At 66.4% G+C, this 13,377-nt stretch carries 11 protein-coding genes and 3 pseudogenes; 6 read left to right on the forward strand and 8 right to left on the reverse strand.

What is annotated here, in order from left to right; all coding sequences use genetic code 11:
- Nucleotides 1-401: 401 nt before the first annotated feature.
- On the reverse strand, nt 402-713 hold the full coding sequence (locus NS355_RS09160) for an ArsR/SmtB family transcription factor (protein WP_058745423.1): 312 nt from the start codon (nt 711-713) through the stop codon (nt 402-404).
- Between the two features lie 130 nt (nt 714-843).
- Between NS355_RS09160 and NS355_RS09165 the strand changes: the two genes are divergently transcribed.
- On the forward strand, nt 844-1,578 hold the full coding sequence (locus NS355_RS09165; RefSeq protein WP_058745424.1) for an SDR family oxidoreductase: 735 nt from the start codon (nt 844-846) through the stop codon (nt 1,576-1,578).
- 45 nt (nt 1,579-1,623) lie between these two features.
- Here NS355_RS09165 and NS355_RS09170 read toward each other — a convergent pair.
- Nucleotides 1,624-1,998 (reverse strand): annotated as a pseudogene (locus NS355_RS09170) (SDR family oxidoreductase); the annotation flags it as partial.
- On the opposite strand from NS355_RS09170, the pseudogene NS355_RS09175 reads away from it, so the two are divergent.
- Nucleotides 1,900-2,382 (forward strand): annotated as a pseudogene (locus NS355_RS09175) (integrase core domain-containing protein); the annotation flags it as partial. The pseudogenes NS355_RS09170 and NS355_RS09175 sit on opposite strands and share 99 nt — an antisense overlap.
- Nucleotides 2,383-2,644: 262 nt before the next feature.
- On the opposite strand, the gene NS355_RS09180 reads toward NS355_RS09175, so the two are convergent.
- The 4 genes from NS355_RS09180 to NS355_RS09195 form a co-directional block, all read right to left on the reverse strand.
- Entirely contained in the window at nt 2,645-3,106 is a 462-nt protein-coding gene (locus NS355_RS09180; RefSeq protein ID WP_058745425.1) for a VOC family protein, read from the reverse strand.
- 368 nt (nt 3,107-3,474) lie between these two features.
- Entirely contained in the window at nt 3,475-4,137 is a 663-nt protein-coding gene (locus NS355_RS09185; protein ID WP_058745426.1) for a Dps family protein, read from the reverse strand.
- Nucleotides 4,138-4,249: 112 nt separating this feature from the next.
- Nucleotides 4,250-5,611 carry a sensor histidine kinase gene (locus NS355_RS09190; protein ID WP_058745427.1) on the reverse strand — a complete coding sequence of 454 codons (1,362 nt, stop codon included), beginning with the start codon at nt 5,609-5,611 and terminating at the stop codon, nt 4,250-4,252.
- Nucleotides 5,589-6,266, reverse strand: a complete 678-nt coding sequence (locus NS355_RS09195) for a response regulator transcription factor (protein ID WP_058745428.1) — start codon at nt 6,264-6,266, stop codon at nt 5,589-5,591. The genes NS355_RS09190 and NS355_RS09195 overlap by 23 nt, the downstream gene beginning before the upstream one ends.
- 184 nt (nt 6,267-6,450) lie before the next feature.
- Between NS355_RS09195 and NS355_RS09200 the strand changes: the two genes are divergently transcribed.
- Both NS355_RS09200 and NS355_RS09205 read left to right on the forward strand, forming a co-directional pair.
- On the forward strand, nt 6,451-7,692 hold the full coding sequence (locus NS355_RS09200) for a TolC family protein (protein WP_430727004.1): 1,242 nt from the start codon (nt 6,451-6,453) through the stop codon (nt 7,690-7,692).
- On the forward strand, nt 7,689-10,850 hold the full coding sequence (locus NS355_RS09205; protein WP_058745430.1) for an efflux RND transporter permease subunit: 3,162 nt from the start codon (nt 7,689-7,691) through the stop codon (nt 10,848-10,850). Before NS355_RS09200 ends, NS355_RS09205 begins: the two co-directional genes overlap by 4 nt.
- 115 nt (nt 10,851-10,965) lie before the next feature.
- Here NS355_RS09205 and NS355_RS09210 read toward each other — a convergent pair whose 3' ends face one another.
- Nucleotides 10,966-11,880 (reverse strand): LysR family transcriptional regulator, encoded by a 915-nt coding sequence (locus NS355_RS09210; protein ID WP_244489623.1) that lies wholly within the window; start codon nt 11,878-11,880, stop codon nt 10,966-10,968.
- Between the two features lie 157 nt (nt 11,881-12,037).
- Here NS355_RS09210 and NS355_RS09215 point away from each other — a divergent pair, with 157 nt between their 5' ends.
- Both NS355_RS09215 and NS355_RS09220 read left to right on the forward strand, forming a co-directional pair.
- Nucleotides 12,038-12,733, forward strand: a complete 696-nt coding sequence (locus tag NS355_RS09215; protein ID WP_058745432.1) for a type 1 glutamine amidotransferase domain-containing protein — start codon at nt 12,038-12,040, stop codon at nt 12,731-12,733.
- 2 nt (nt 12,734-12,735) lie between these two features.
- Complete coding sequence (locus NS355_RS09220) at nt 12,736-13,191, forward strand: VOC family protein (protein ID WP_058745433.1); 456 nt, start codon at nt 12,736-12,738, stop codon at nt 13,189-13,191.
- A gap of 54 nt (nt 13,192-13,245) precedes the next feature.
- Here NS355_RS09220 and NS355_RS18985 read toward each other — a convergent pair.
- Nucleotides 13,246-13,377: pseudogene (locus tag NS355_RS18985) on the reverse strand (DDE-type integrase/transposase/recombinase); the annotation flags it as partial.

Here is a 13,377-nt window from a genome sequence, read left to right on the forward strand (position 1 = left end):
ACCGCGCTGCAAAAGGTTCAGATCGGCTGGCTGGCTGGGTCCTGGGGGCTGCTACCCAATGGGGATTGTCGCGAGGCCAACAGCTACGACATCATGTCCTGGGGGCGTTTTAGGTAAGGGCAATCGCCTTGTGGTCAGCACATGATGGTCCGACACCCCGCCAGCGTCCGCTAATCAGCGCGACGCGCCGCGTGCAATCCCCAAGACCCGTCAAACTATATCGTGCCCTCGTCGCAAACCTCCGGTCCGACCTGATGCGCAGCTCGGCATAAGTAGGCCATTCGTTCAGGTTCCAGCGAGGTTCGGCACCTCGTCGGTGACGCATCTCGGCGAGCACCTCTCCGCCGCTTCGATGACGCTCCAACGGATCTGATGATAGAGCTCGACGCGGTCGGCGAGTATCAGGCCGGCCGGTTGGCGAGGACTGCGCCGAGCAGACCAGGAAAACGCTGGTCGAATTCAGCGCGGCGCAACGTGTTGATCATCTCGCGCCCCGCCTGCGTCGTCTCGATCAGCCCCGCCGCGCGCAGCAGCTTCAGATGGTTGGACAGCGTGCTCTTCGGGATCGACTCGCATGGCGCTGCATCGGTGCAGCTGAGCCGCTCGGTCGCGGCAAGCCGCGCCACCATCGCCAACCGATTGGGATCGGCCAGCGCGTGCAGCGCCAGGTCGAGCGGAACGTCCTCCAGCCGGGGATGGGTGAAGCGTGGCATGAGACAGATATAGGGCACCGAAACAAATATAATAGTTCGGCATTATTGAACTGTTGAAGCGTCACCCCATTTCTCGCCTGCCGACAGCGCACGATGCCGTGATCGCGGGCCCGATTTTTGGAGAATGCACATGTCCCTTCAAGGCAAGACAGCGCTCGTCACCGGCGGATCGCGCGGCATCGGTTCAGCCATCGCCAAACGGCTGGCGGCAGACGGCGCGACCGTGGCAATCACCTATGCCGGCAATAAAGCTGCGGCAGACGCTACGGTGTCGGAGATCGAGAGCGCGGGCGGCACTGCCTTCGCCTTCCAGGCCGATGCCGCCGATCCGGCCTCGCAGCGGGCCGGGGTCGAACAGGCCGCCGCTGCGCTGGGCGGGATCGACATCCTCGTGCACAATGCGGGTGTCGCCGAATTCTCCACCGTCGCCGAAGACACCGACGAGACCTACGACCGCCAGTTCGCCGTCAACGTAAAGGGCCTGCACGTCGGCACCCGCGCGACCCTGCCGCATCTTCGCGACGGCGGGCGGATCATCCTGATCGGCAGCATCTCGGGCGAGATGGCCTTCCCCGCGACCACCGTTTACAGCGCGACCAAGGCAGCGGTGGCGGCGCTCGCGCGCGGTTGGGCCAAGGACCTCGCCTCGCGCAACATCCTGGTCAACACCGTGCAGCCTGGTCCCATCGACACCGACATGAACCCAGCCGACAGCCACTTCGCCGGACAGGTGCTGCAAGCGATCCCGCTTGGCCGGTACGGCAAGGTCGAGGAGATCGCGGGCGCGGTCGCCTTCCTCGCTGGCCCCGATGCGAGCTACATCACCGGCACCACGCTGAACATCGATGGCGGCGCGACGGCCTGACGGTAGCGGGGCGTGCTGGCCGCAAGAACCAGCACGCCAACGGCGTTACATGTCTGGCGCGGTCGGGCGTACGATCACCTCGGTGATATCGACGCCATCGGGCTGCTCCAGCGCATAGCGGACGGCCCGCGCGATCGCGGCCGGGGTCAGCGCCTTCTTTCGCCACCCCGTCAGGGCCGTTGCAACGGCGGGATCGGTGATGTCGTGGCCCAGTTCGGTTGCCACGACGCCCGGCGAGATGAGGGTCGACCGGATGTCGTCATGCTCCTGCCGCAACCCCTCGGTGATGGCGCGCACCGCATGCTTGGTGCCGCAATAGACCGCATCCTGACCATCATTGACGAGGCCAGCCGCGAGTGTCTGGCACTGGTCGTGTCGCGCCAGCTCCGCCACGAAGACGTGCTGACCGCGTTGGCCGACCTGTTCATTGGACGCGGTCCACCAGCGCACATCAGGTCGGACAATGGCAGCGAGTTCATCGCCACCGCCGTCCGGACCTGGCTCGGCCAGATCGACGTGAAGACGCTCTACATCGCCCTGGGCTCGCCATGGGAGAACGACTATAACGAAAGCTTCAACGGGTCGCTTCGCGACGAGCTGCTCAATGGCGAGATCTTCTACAGCTTCGCGGAGGCCAAGGTGCTGATCGAGGCATGGCGCCGTCACTACAACACCGTCCGGCCGCACAGCAGCCTGGGCTACCGCCCGCCGGCCCCGGACGCGGTGACACCGCCATTACCGACCTCCGGTTCCGCTTCGCTCCACCTACGCCCGACAATGGCCGCGGAGACGACAATGCACTAACTTACAAGCCGGACCACTTGTGGGGCTGCTCACACCGCTGGGCGGACCAAGCTCGCGGAGCGCGTAGACCGAGCAGCTCGAACCTTCTGTGACGCGTACGATCCGCAGGACGAAACTGCGATCTTTGACCCGCATCTTGCCAGCTCTCGATATTGCCCGGACCATGCGACCATCTTGCTCCTGCACAAGGCGCCTGCTTCCGTGCGCCGCGCGTATCGCAAGAATGTCGGCAACAAGTAGCCGGAAAACGTCCGCCAGCTTATCAACGGGCTGGCGGCTGCATAAGCTCTATCGTGATATGATCCGGTCCCGAAACATAGGCTACCAAAGTTCCTTTCCGCGGACCACCTGCGATCGGGAGCGGGCTACCCTTGGCCTTCCATCCTGCGGCTTCGACGCGGGCGATGGCAGCATGAATATTTTCCACTGTTAGAGCCAGGTGGGCCGCACCGATCGCCCCAGCGCTGTTGGGCACCGCCCCGTTCTGGCTCCCTTTTGAATATTGCAGCAGCTCGACTGCGTAGCCATCTGGTGCCCTGACGATCGCCGTTTTGACATTGGGATCGTCGACACCAGTCACTCGACGCAGGAACTCACCCCCCATCTCCGACTGCCGTTCGAGCTTGAAGCCAAGCGCTGCGGTCCAGAACTGAATGGCATCGTCCAAAGACGATACAGCGAACCCCGTGTGGTCTACCGCCAGTATGTTTGCGTCGTCGGTCATTGTTACACCCTCACTGAGCCGTGCGTGCGCTGGCTGGCGCGTACGCCCCGGCTGCCACCGACGCCAGCAGCATCGCGAACATGATCTTCATGGTAACCTTCCAACGCCAAGGCCATCTGCGACGGTCTTGCCAAATGGCGGGTTCAGTCGACGGCCGCAATTCGGAGATGCCTCGAAAGGGATGGCAGGTCGTACCGGGCCTGGGCGGCGCGGTGCAGCCCTGACGTTCCATACAGTAAGACGGGTTGGAGAGGGCCGTTGCTCCGGTCCTACCTATGGGGGCGGCATATAGATGCGATACGAGCGTGACGTACCCGGAGCCAGCAGGCCGTTGCTGGCTCCGGGGCGCACGCGACCGGCGTCGATGCCTATCGCGCGCCGGGGGCCGTCCGTGCCATCGGCGGCACCGGGCGGCCGCCGTTCAGGTCCGCGCCGTTATTGGGGTCGGTCGGGGTCGGCTGCACCATCGCGCGCATCTGCCACTGATATTTGTCGATCGCGTGCTGCACTTCCTGCAACAGGTTCGAGGTGGTGGGATCGCCATCCTCGCTGGCCTTGATGCCCTGGCCGATCTCGTCGCTGACCACGCGGTAGTTGGTCGCGAACCAGCCGATCACCTGCGCATCGTCGATGAATCCGCCCGGCATTTCCGGCACGCGGCTGGTGCGCACGATGGTGTTGGCGCGGCCATCCGCGGAGGCGCCGATCGCCAGCAGCCGCTCGGCCACCTCGTCTGCATATTTGGCGACGCCGTCATGATGGTCCTGCAACAGCTCGTGCAGCGGGTAGAACAACGTGCCCGACACATTCCAATGCGCCTGCTTGGTCTGGAGCTGAAGTTGCTGGAGTTCGATCAGCGTCTGCTGAAGCGCCATGATCGAGGCACGCTGGGCCTCGCCCTGCGGGCCGCCATGAGGCTGGCTGGACAGGCTGTTTTGCGGAAATCCGTTACCCGTCTGGGTGTCGCCAGTCTGGGCGAAAGCGGGCGCGGCGAAAAGGCACGCGACCAGCGCGAGCGAAGCGTAACGCATCGTTCCTGTTCCTTCGATAAGGGGCTCAGCCGGAGAGAATGGAGTTCGGCTCAGGCCGTTGATCGGCGGACGGTGAACGCGACCATCGGGATAGGGTTCTATAAATTTATGTTTATTTTGCCGCGCCGGGGCAGATGATCGATACCGCACTACCCTGGGCCGCAAAGGCAAGGCCAAAGCCGTGGAGATCGGCGATCGCCTTGACCAGCGGCAGGCCCAGCCCCACCCCCGGCTGGTCGGCGCGACCGCGATAGAAGCGTTGCAGCACCAGCGCCCTCTCCGCCGGGGGGACACCGATACCGTCATCGGCCACGCTCAGCATGATGTCGCCCCCCTGCACCCCAAGGGTGACGCGCACCGCGCCACCGACCGGCCCGAACTTCATCGCATTGTCGATCAGGTTCGACACCGCCTCAATCAACAGGCTGGCATCGCCGTCGACCGGCGGCACCGGCTCGGTGGCATAGGTCAGGGTGATGCCGCGATCCTCGGCGGTCGGATGGTGCAGGTCGCATGCATCCTCGACCAGCCGGGCCAGATCGACGGGCGCGAAGCGGCTGCGGCGGGCATGATCCTCCAGCTCGCGAATGCGCAGCAGCGCGGCGATGATGCCCAGCAGCTTGTCGACATCGGCCAGCGTCGCCTCGGCGGTCGCGGCAAAGGCGTCGCGGTCGCTATCGTCGCGCATCCCCCGCTCGACCCGTGCGCGCAGGCGTGTCAGCGGCGTGCGGAGCTGGTGCGCGATATCGTCGCCGATCCCGCGCATGTCGCCGACCAGCAGCTGGAGCCGGTCGAGCATCAGGTTGATGTCGGCGCAGAGCAGCCCGAAACTGTCGGGATCGCCCGGCACCGGCAACCGCCCGGACAGGTCGCCGCCCAAAATCCGCTCGGTCAGGCGGCGGACCGCATCGACCTGCCGCGCCGCCCGCCGCCCGGCGATCAGCCCGAAGACCAGCGCGATCAGGATGCCCGGCACCAGCCCGATCAGCAACGACTGGCCGACCAGCCGCATCGATGCGACGGAGTCGTCCAGATCGACGCCGACCAGCAGGCGCGTCCCGTCCGGCATCGGACAGAGCTGCACCCGCGCCTCGTCGCTGCGCTTGCCCGGCAATTCGGTGGGCACGACGGTGGCGACGAACGACCCGCCGCTCGGCGCCCCCGGCGGCAGGTGCGCGACATTGCCCGCGATCCGCCGTCCGCTGGCATCGAACAGCGCCAGAAAGAGGTCGCGATGGATGTCGCGGTCCAGCTTCTCGCGCAGTTCCTCGGGCCGCTCCTCCGCCGGGGTCAGGCGGAAGAAGGTGCAGTCGTCGCTCAAGCGATGCTCGATCTCGCGCCGGTGGGTGTCGCCTGCCAGCACCCAGAAGACCGCCGCCAGCGCCAGCGATTGCAGCACCAGCATCGCCGCCAGCGCGCTACCCCAGCGCCACGTCGCCCGCGCGCGCGGATCAGTGGGGAAGATCGAAGACATAACCCTGCCCCCGCACGTTGCGGATCAACTGCACCTCGCCCTCGCCGTCCACCTTGCGGCGCAGGCGACCCATATGGACGTCGACGACATTGGTATTGGGCTCGAAATTGTAACCCCAGACGTCCTGGAGCAGCATCGAGCGGGTGATGATCCGCCCCGGCCGCCGGACCATATAGTCGAGCAGCTTCAACTCGCGCGGCAACAGCGCCAGATCGCGTCCGGCACGCGTGGCGCTCCCCGTCAGCAGGTCGAGATCGAGCGGCCCCGCGATCAGCCGCGTCTCGCGCGTGTCGTTGGGGCGACGCAGCAGCGCCTCGACCCGCGCGATCAGTTCGACCAGTGCGAACGGCTTGGGCAGATAGTCGTCGCCCCCGGCGCGCAAGCCCCGCACCCGGTCGTCCAGGCTGCCGAGCGCGCTCAGCACCAGCGCAGGCGTGCGCTGCCCGCGCGCGCGCAGGTCGGACAGCAGCCCCAGTCCTTCGCCGTCGGGCAATTGCCGGTCGAGGATCAGCAGGTCGAACGTCCCGCCCTCGACCAGCCCGGATGCGGCGGCCAGGGTGGCGGCGTGGCAAACCTCATGCCCGGCGGCGCGCAGTTCCAGAAGGATTTCCTCCGCCGTGCCCGCATCATCCTCGATCACCAATATCCGCGTCATGTCGGCGTGTTCGCAACAGACGGCAGACGGCGTCAATGAAATTACGATTTAGTATTGATAGTCATTACGAACAGAACCGATCCTGCCCGCCGGAATATTCCCTAAATCGGGATTTAGTCGACGCCATCCGAACAACTCGTCTAACGGGCGGAACGAATACCGCCGGGAGGACAAGATGCGGATCATGGCTTTGGCAGGACTGGCAGTGGTGGCCGCCGCGCCCGCATCGGCGCAGCAGGCGATGACGCTCGACGCGCTGGTCCAGAACGTTGTCGCAGGCAATCCCGAGCGCCAATTCTACCAGCGCCAGATCGAGACGGCAGGCGTCGACCGCGAAGCGGCGGGCCGCTGGGCCGATCCGGAAGCGGTGGTCGAGTTCGGCCAGCGCCGCGCGCAGGACCCTACCAGCGGTGCCGTCACCGGCGAAGGCATGACCTATGCCGTATCGGTGGTCCAGCCGATCGAGTTCGGCGGGCGCATCGCGCTGCGCCGGGCTATTGCTGATGGGCAGGTCGGGCTGGCGAGGATCGGGTTGCAGCAGTTCGACGCGACGCTGGCGGCGCGGGCCCGGTCGCTCGGTTACGGCTTGTTCGCGGCGGACGAAAAGGCCGCCGCCGCGCGCGAGGTGGCGGGGCGGATGCGCACGCTGGCCCGCGTGATCGTCGCACGCGATCCGGCGGGCCCCTCGCCGCAGCTGGAGGCCGCTTCGCTCCAGGCGAGCGCGATCAGCGCCGAGCGGACGGCGGCGGCGGCGGATGCCGAGGCGAACTCGATCCTGTACGAACTCAACCAGTTGCGCGGCGCGCCCTTTGCCGCACGCATCCGCATCGTGCGGCCCGACATGTCGCTGCCCGCCCTCCCCTCGGGCCAGGTGCTGGCCGACCGGGCGAGCGAGAATAATTTCGAGCTGAAGGCGCTGCGCGCGCAATTCGCCCAGCAGGGACTTCGCGTCGATCTGGCCCGCAAGGCGCGTATCCCGACTGTCAGCGTCGGCCCCTATTACGACCGTGCCCGCTCCGACATTCGTGAGACCAATTACGGCGTTCGCATGTCGACCACCATCCCGCTATGGAACCGCCAAGCGGGCGATGTCGCGATCGAGCAGGGCAAGCAGGCTCAGGCCAATGCCACCCTGATCAACGCCGAGCGCCGGATCGCGCGCGACGTGTTCGACCAGGCCGCGCAATATGAGGCCAAGCGCGAGGCGCTGGCCAAATGGGACGCCAATTCGCCACAGCGTTTCGCGCAGGCCGCCGCCGATGCCGACCGCAATTATCGCCTCGGCGCGATTCCGCTGACCACCTATACCCAGATCCAGCAATCCTATGTCGAGGCGGTCAATGCCGTGCTCGACACGCGGCGCGAGGCGCTGGAGGCGCTGCTCCAGCTGCGCGCGCTCAACGGCGGGGCGGCGCTCGCCCGATGAAGCGCTGGCTCGATCTCGTCACCCGCCACCGGCTGGGCGTCGCGCTGGTCGCGGCACTGATCGCCGCGATCGGGCTGTGGTCCTTCGCCAATCTCCAGATCGACGCCATTCCCGACATCACCGGGGTTCAGGTGCAGATCAACACCACGGTCCCGGCCCTCGCACCCGAGGAGATCGAGCGGCTGGTGACGCTGCCCATCGAACGCGCGATGGGGGGGCAGCCGGGGCTGGACCAGACGCGCTCGCTGACCAAGACCGGGCTGAGCCAGGTCACGCTGCTCTACAAGGACGGCACCGACCAGCTGAAGGCGCGCCAGCTCGTCACCGAACGGCTGGCGGCGGTGCGCGACCAGCTGCCGCCGGGCAGCACGCCGCAGCTGGCCCCGATCACCACCGGACTGGGCGAGATCTTCTACTATACGCTCGAATGGCGAAAGCCGCCGCCGGGGCTGGACGCGCAAGCGCAGCTGATGGCGCTGTACGAGGCGCAGGAATATACCTTGCGCCCGATGCTGCGCGCGGTCGCGGGTGTCGCCGACGTCAACTCGAACGGTGGGCTGGAAGAGCAATATGTCGTCGAGCCCGATCCCGTCCGGCTAACGATTCACGGCGTCACCGCGGGCGAGCTGGCCGCGGCGGTCGCCCAGAATGTCGAGAATGCGGGCGGCGGCATCATCCGACGCGGCCCCGAACGCTTCACCGTGCGCACCGACGCCCGCGTGATGACCGCCGAGCAGATCGCCGCCATTCCGGTCAAGTTCGCGGGCGGCGTCCTGCCGCTGCAGGTCCGCGACCTCGCGCGCGTCGTCACCGGCGCCGCCCCGCGTCAGGGGGCCGCGACCCAGAATGGTCGCGAGACGGTGCTGGGCACGGTCATGATGCTGGTCGGGCAGAACAGCCGCGAGACGGCGCTCCGTGTTCAGGATGCGCTCCCCGAAATCTCCGCAGCACTGCCCAAGGGCATGGTGATCGACCGGCAATATAGCCGCGCCGATCTGGTCGATCAGACGATCCACACGGTCGAGCGCAATCTGGGCGAAGGCGCGCTGCTGGTCGCGATCGTCCTGCTGTTCGTGATGGGCAATTGGCGCGCCGCGCTGATCGTCGCGCTGGTCATCCCGCTCGCCTTTCTGGTGACGGTCAGCGGGATGCACGCCATCGGCCTGTCGGGCAATCTGATGAGTCTGGGCGCGCTCGACTTCGGGTTGATCGTCGACGGCGCGATCGTGGTGGTCGAGAACAGCCTGCGCCTGCTCTCCCTGCGCCGCGCCGAAAAGGGCGAGGAGCTCACCGCCGACGAACGCCGCGACGCGGTGGTCCATGCCGCCCGCATGGTCGCGCGGCCGACCTTCTTCGGCATCGCGATCATCGCACTCGTCTATGTGCCCGTGCTCAGCCTGGGCGGGGTTGAGGGCAAGCTGTTCCAGCCCATGGCGCAGGCGGTGATGCTGGCGATCGTCGCCGGGCTGCTCTGGACCTTCACCATCGTGCCGATGCTCTCGGCTTGGGCGTTGCACGCGCCTGCCCGCCCGCACGGCGAGGATGGGCCCAAGGGCTTCGTCGCGGTGGCCGAGCGGGTCTATACCCCGGTGCTGGAACGCTCGCTGCGTCACCCGGCGATCCTCGTCCTCGGCGCACTGATGCTGCTGGCGGCGGCGTTCCTCGCCTTCAAGTCGCTCGGCTCGCAATTCACGCCGCAGCTGGACGAGGGCGCGATTACCGCGATGGTCTATCGACCGGTCGGCATGTCGCTGGAACAAAGCCTCGCCATCGAACAGGCGACCGAGCGCGCCATCCGCCGCAAATTCCCGCAGGTCAGCCATACCTTCTCGCGCATCGGCACCAGCGAGGTCGCGACCGACCCGATGCCGCCCAATGAGAACGACCTCTATATCTTCTATAAGCCAGTCAAGGACTGGCCGACCGGCGACGGAATGCCCCGCACCAAGCAGGAACTGATCGCCGGGATCGAGAAGGTCGCGCGGCAAGTCTATCAGGGCCAGAATTTCGAATTCGCCCAGCCGATCGAGATGCGCTTCAACGAGATGCTGGAGGGCGTGCGCGCCGACGTGTCGGTCAAGATTTACGGCGACGATTACGACGTGCTGGAACGCGCCGCCGGACAGGCCAAGGCGATCCTCGAAACGCTGCCCGGCACCGAGGGCGTCGAGTTCGAGACGGCGGGCCGCCCCAAGAGCATCGTGGTCGAGCTGGACCGTGCCGCGCTGATCCGCCTGAACCTGGGCGCGCAGGCGGTCAACGACGCGATCCGCGACGCGCTGGCGGGGGCCGAGGTCGGCTTCATCCCGCACGGCCCCGCCCGCCATGCCATCGTGATCCGCATGCCGGACTCACTGCGCGCCGATCCGGCGGCGATCCTGGCGCTGCCGTTGCGGGTCGGCGACTATGGCATGGTGCCGCTGTCCCGCGTCGCCCGGCTGAAGGAAACTCGCATCGTCGAGCCGATCCTGCACGACGACACCAACCGCCGTGCCGCCCTGATGGTCAACCTGTCGACCAGCGATCTGGCGGGCTATGTCCAGCGCGCCCAGGCCGCGATCGACGGACAGGTCAAGCTGCCGCCCGGCTATCGCATCGAGTTCGGCGGGCAATATCACCAGCTGGAGGCCGCGCAGAAGCGCCTGTCGATCGTCGTTCCCGTCGCCCTGATCCTGATCTTCGCATTGGTCTATGCGGCGCTCGGCAGCGTGCGGGAGGCCGCGATCGTCTATACCGGTATTCCCTTCGCGGTGACGGGCGGCGTGCTGGCGCTATGGCTGCGCGGCATGCCCTTTTCGATCACGGCGGCGATCGGCTTCATCGCGCTGTCGGGCATCGCGATGCTCAACGGGCTGGTGCTGATCGACCATATCAATAGCTTGCGTGACGGCCGCGAGGGCGATCCGCTGCCCGCCGAGGACGCCGTGCGGCGCGGTGCCCATGACCGTTTGCGCCCCGTCCTGTCGACCGCGCTGGTCGCCTCGGTCGGGTTCATCCCGATGGCGATCGCCACCGGCTCAGGCGCGGAGGTGCAGCGGCCGCTCGCCACTGTGGTCATCGGCGGGATCATCACCTCGACGATCCTGACCCTTGTGCTGCTGCCCAGCCTCTACGCCTGGATCGAGCGCCGCCTCAGAACCGTTCATCCTGAGGGGTAGGCCGCGTGAACGAGACCCGTGCCCATGCCACGGGCGAACCGCATCTCGTCCACCAGGACTGGCCCATCGTTCATCTCTACGTATCGACCGCTCCGGGATCGGTCGTCCTTGCCGCTTATGGCCGCAGCGCTCCGATCAGCGCGTCGCGGGCTAAGGCAACGCGGGGGTGGCGCAGGGAGGATTTGGCCCAGACGAGATAGAAGGCGTTGGTCGGCACGCGGACAGGTGCCGCAATCTCGACCAGCGTGCAGGCCGCACGCTCGGCGCTGGTGAGATAGCCGGGTAGCACCGTCCAACCCAGGCCGGCGCATAGGCCAGAGCGCAGGACGCGCAGATCCGGTGCGGTCAGGGCGGGAAGCCGCGCGACCTCGATCTGGTTCGCCTCCAGCCAGTTGCGCACCAACGGCCGGTCGAGGTCATAAGCAAGACAAGGCACCCTATTGAGCGCCTCGCTGAGCGGCATGCGTCCCATTTCCTCGGCTATGGCGGGCGCGGCCACGGCTCGCAGGTCTTCCGAGCCGATCTCCCGATAGGCCAGCCGTGCGTCCTCCGGCCGAGATGCCGTGATGCCCAGGTGCACCTTGTCATCGAGCAGCATGGCATAAAGCGCATCACGCCCACCGATATGCAGGCGCAGATCAAGCCCGGCGTCGAGCAGAGGCCCCAGCCTTGGCGTGATCATCTCGCCGAGAAGGTCGGACGGCGCGGCGATATGCACCGTGCCGGACATTTGAACCGACCGTGCCCGTGCCATGGCCAGGGCGGCTTCGGCCCGGTCGAGGCTGCCGCCAATCGATGCGGCGAAATCGTCCGCGATCACCGTGGGACGGACACCGCGCGAATGTCGGTCGAACAGCGGATGGCCGAGTTGCGCCTCGAGCGACGCGATATGCTGGGACGCCGCGGGCTGCGTGATGCCTAGCGCACGCGCCGCGTCGCTTAACGAACGACGGCGATAGACTTCGATGAACGTGCGCATCTGTGGAAGGGACATTGCGGTTCCATAAATTGATTTATGGATGAGGGCCATTCCACTTGGGTTTCATGATGAGCTATCGGGCTTATCCGATTAAGCATCGACCGGACAGACGGGTAATGGAGGCTGCATTCTGACAGGCGTTGGTGCGAGCCATTGCCGCGACGGCATCGTCACTCGCCTCGATCCGGCACGCAAAGGATCTAAACCGATGACACGCATTCTCATGATCGCCACGTCAGCCGATCGCATGACGCCCGGCACCGAGCCGACCGGCGTCTGGCTCGAAGAACTGACCACGCCTTACTACGCCTTCCGCGATGGGGGTGCCGACGTGACCTTGGCCTCGATCAAGGGCGGCGCGATCCCGGTCGACCAGCGCAGCGTCAACGCCGATGGCGAAAATGATGGGTCGGTCGAGCGCTATCTGAAGGATGAAGCGCTGAAGGCCGAAGTGGCCGATACGCCCGCTTTCACCAGCATCGACACGTCGGGTTACGACGCGGTGTTCCTCCCCGGCGGGCATGGCACGATGTTCGACTATCCCGGCAGCGAAGAGCTCGCGCGACTGGTCGAGCGGTTCGACCGCGAAGGCAAGATCGTGGCCGCCGTCTGCCACGGTCCCGCCGGACTTGTTTCCGCCAAGAAACCCGATGGCACGCCGTTCGTGGCGGGGCGCCGGGTTGCGGCCTTCACCGACAGCGAGGAATGCGCCGTGGGCCTTGATCAGGCCGTGCCGTTCCTGCTCGAAACCCGCATGAAGGAACTGGGCGCGCACCATGAGGGAGGCCCCGATTTCCAGCCCTTTGCCCTGCGCGACGGCAATCTGGTGACCGGACAGAACCCCGCTTCGGCCACACGCACGGCGGAGCTGGTCATGGAAGCCCTCAAGGCAAAGGCCGCCTGATCATGCGCTATCTCCACACCATGCTGCGGGTTGCCGATCCGGAGGTTACTGTTCGTTTCTTCGAACTGCTGGGCCTCAGGGAAACCCGGCGGATCGAAAACGAGCAGGGGCGATTCACCCTGATCTTCCTGGCGGCCGACGAGGATCATCGCGGCGAAGGCAAGCCCGGCCAGGCCGAGGTCGAATTGACCTATAACTGGCCGCCCGAGGATGGCAGCCTCGCCGAGACCTACACCGGTGGCCGCAACTTCGGCCACCTCGCCTACCGCGTCGAGGACATTTACGAGACCTGCGCCCGGCTGCAGGCCGGCGGGGTGACGATCAATCGCCCGCCGCGTGACGGACATATGGCGTTCGTCCGCTCGCCCGACGGCATCTCGATCGAACTACTCCAGCAGGGCGAACACAAGGCGCCTGCCGAACCATGGGCTTCGATGCCCAACGTAGGAGAATGGTAATGGCCAAGCTTTTCGAACCCCTGGACGTGGGCGGGATGTCGCTCAGCAACCGTATCGTGATCGCGCCCACCCGACGATCCGACGGGCGTAGGTGTCGATGACGAAGGCGACATAGACGAAGCCGGCCCAAGTCGCGACGTAGGTGAAGTCCGACACCCACAGCAGGTTCTGCGCTGGCGCGTAGAC

Source organism: Sphingomonas yabuuchiae, assembly GCF_001477495.1.
GTDB classification, from domain to species: Bacteria; Pseudomonadota; Alphaproteobacteria; order Sphingomonadales; family Sphingomonadaceae; genus Sphingomonas; species Sphingomonas yabuuchiae_A.

What these genes read in the sequence shown, in the direction of transcription:
- NS355_RS09160 (WP_058745423.1), bottom strand. Translation starts at nt 713, where the DNA reads ATGCCACGCTTCACCCATCCCCGGCTGGAGGACGTTCCGCTCGACCTG.
- NS355_RS09165 (WP_058745424.1), top strand. Translation starts at nt 844, where the DNA reads ATGTCCCTTCAAGGCAAGACAGCGCTCGTCACCGGCGGATCGCGCGGC.
- NS355_RS09180 (WP_058745425.1), bottom strand. Translation starts at nt 3,106, where the DNA reads ATGACCGACGACGCAAACATACTGGCGGTAGACCACACGGGGTTCGCT.
- NS355_RS09185 (WP_058745426.1), bottom strand. Translation starts at nt 4,137, where the DNA reads ATGCGTTACGCTTCGCTCGCGCTGGTCGCGTGCCTTTTCGCCGCGCCC.
- NS355_RS09190 (WP_058745427.1), bottom strand. Translation starts at nt 5,611, where the DNA reads ATGTCTTCGATCTTCCCCACTGATCCGCGCGCGCGGGCGACGTGGCGC.
- NS355_RS09195 (WP_058745428.1), bottom strand. Translation starts at nt 6,266, where the DNA reads ATGACGCGGATATTGGTGATCGAGGATGATGCGGGCACGGCGGAGGAA.
- NS355_RS09200 (WP_430727004.1), top strand. Translation starts at nt 6,451, where the DNA reads ATGGCTTTGGCAGGACTGGCAGTGGTGGCCGCCGCGCCCGCATCGGCG.
- NS355_RS09205 (WP_058745430.1), top strand. Translation starts at nt 7,689, where the DNA reads ATGAAGCGCTGGCTCGATCTCGTCACCCGCCACCGGCTGGGCGTCGCG.
- NS355_RS09210 (WP_244489623.1), bottom strand. Translation starts at nt 11,880, where the DNA reads ATGGCCCTCATCCATAAATCAATTTATGGAACCGCAATGTCCCTTCCA.
- NS355_RS09215 (WP_058745432.1), top strand. Translation starts at nt 12,038, where the DNA reads ATGACACGCATTCTCATGATCGCCACGTCAGCCGATCGCATGACGCCC.
- NS355_RS09220 (WP_058745433.1), top strand. Translation starts at nt 12,736, where the DNA reads ATGCGCTATCTCCACACCATGCTGCGGGTTGCCGATCCGGAGGTTACT.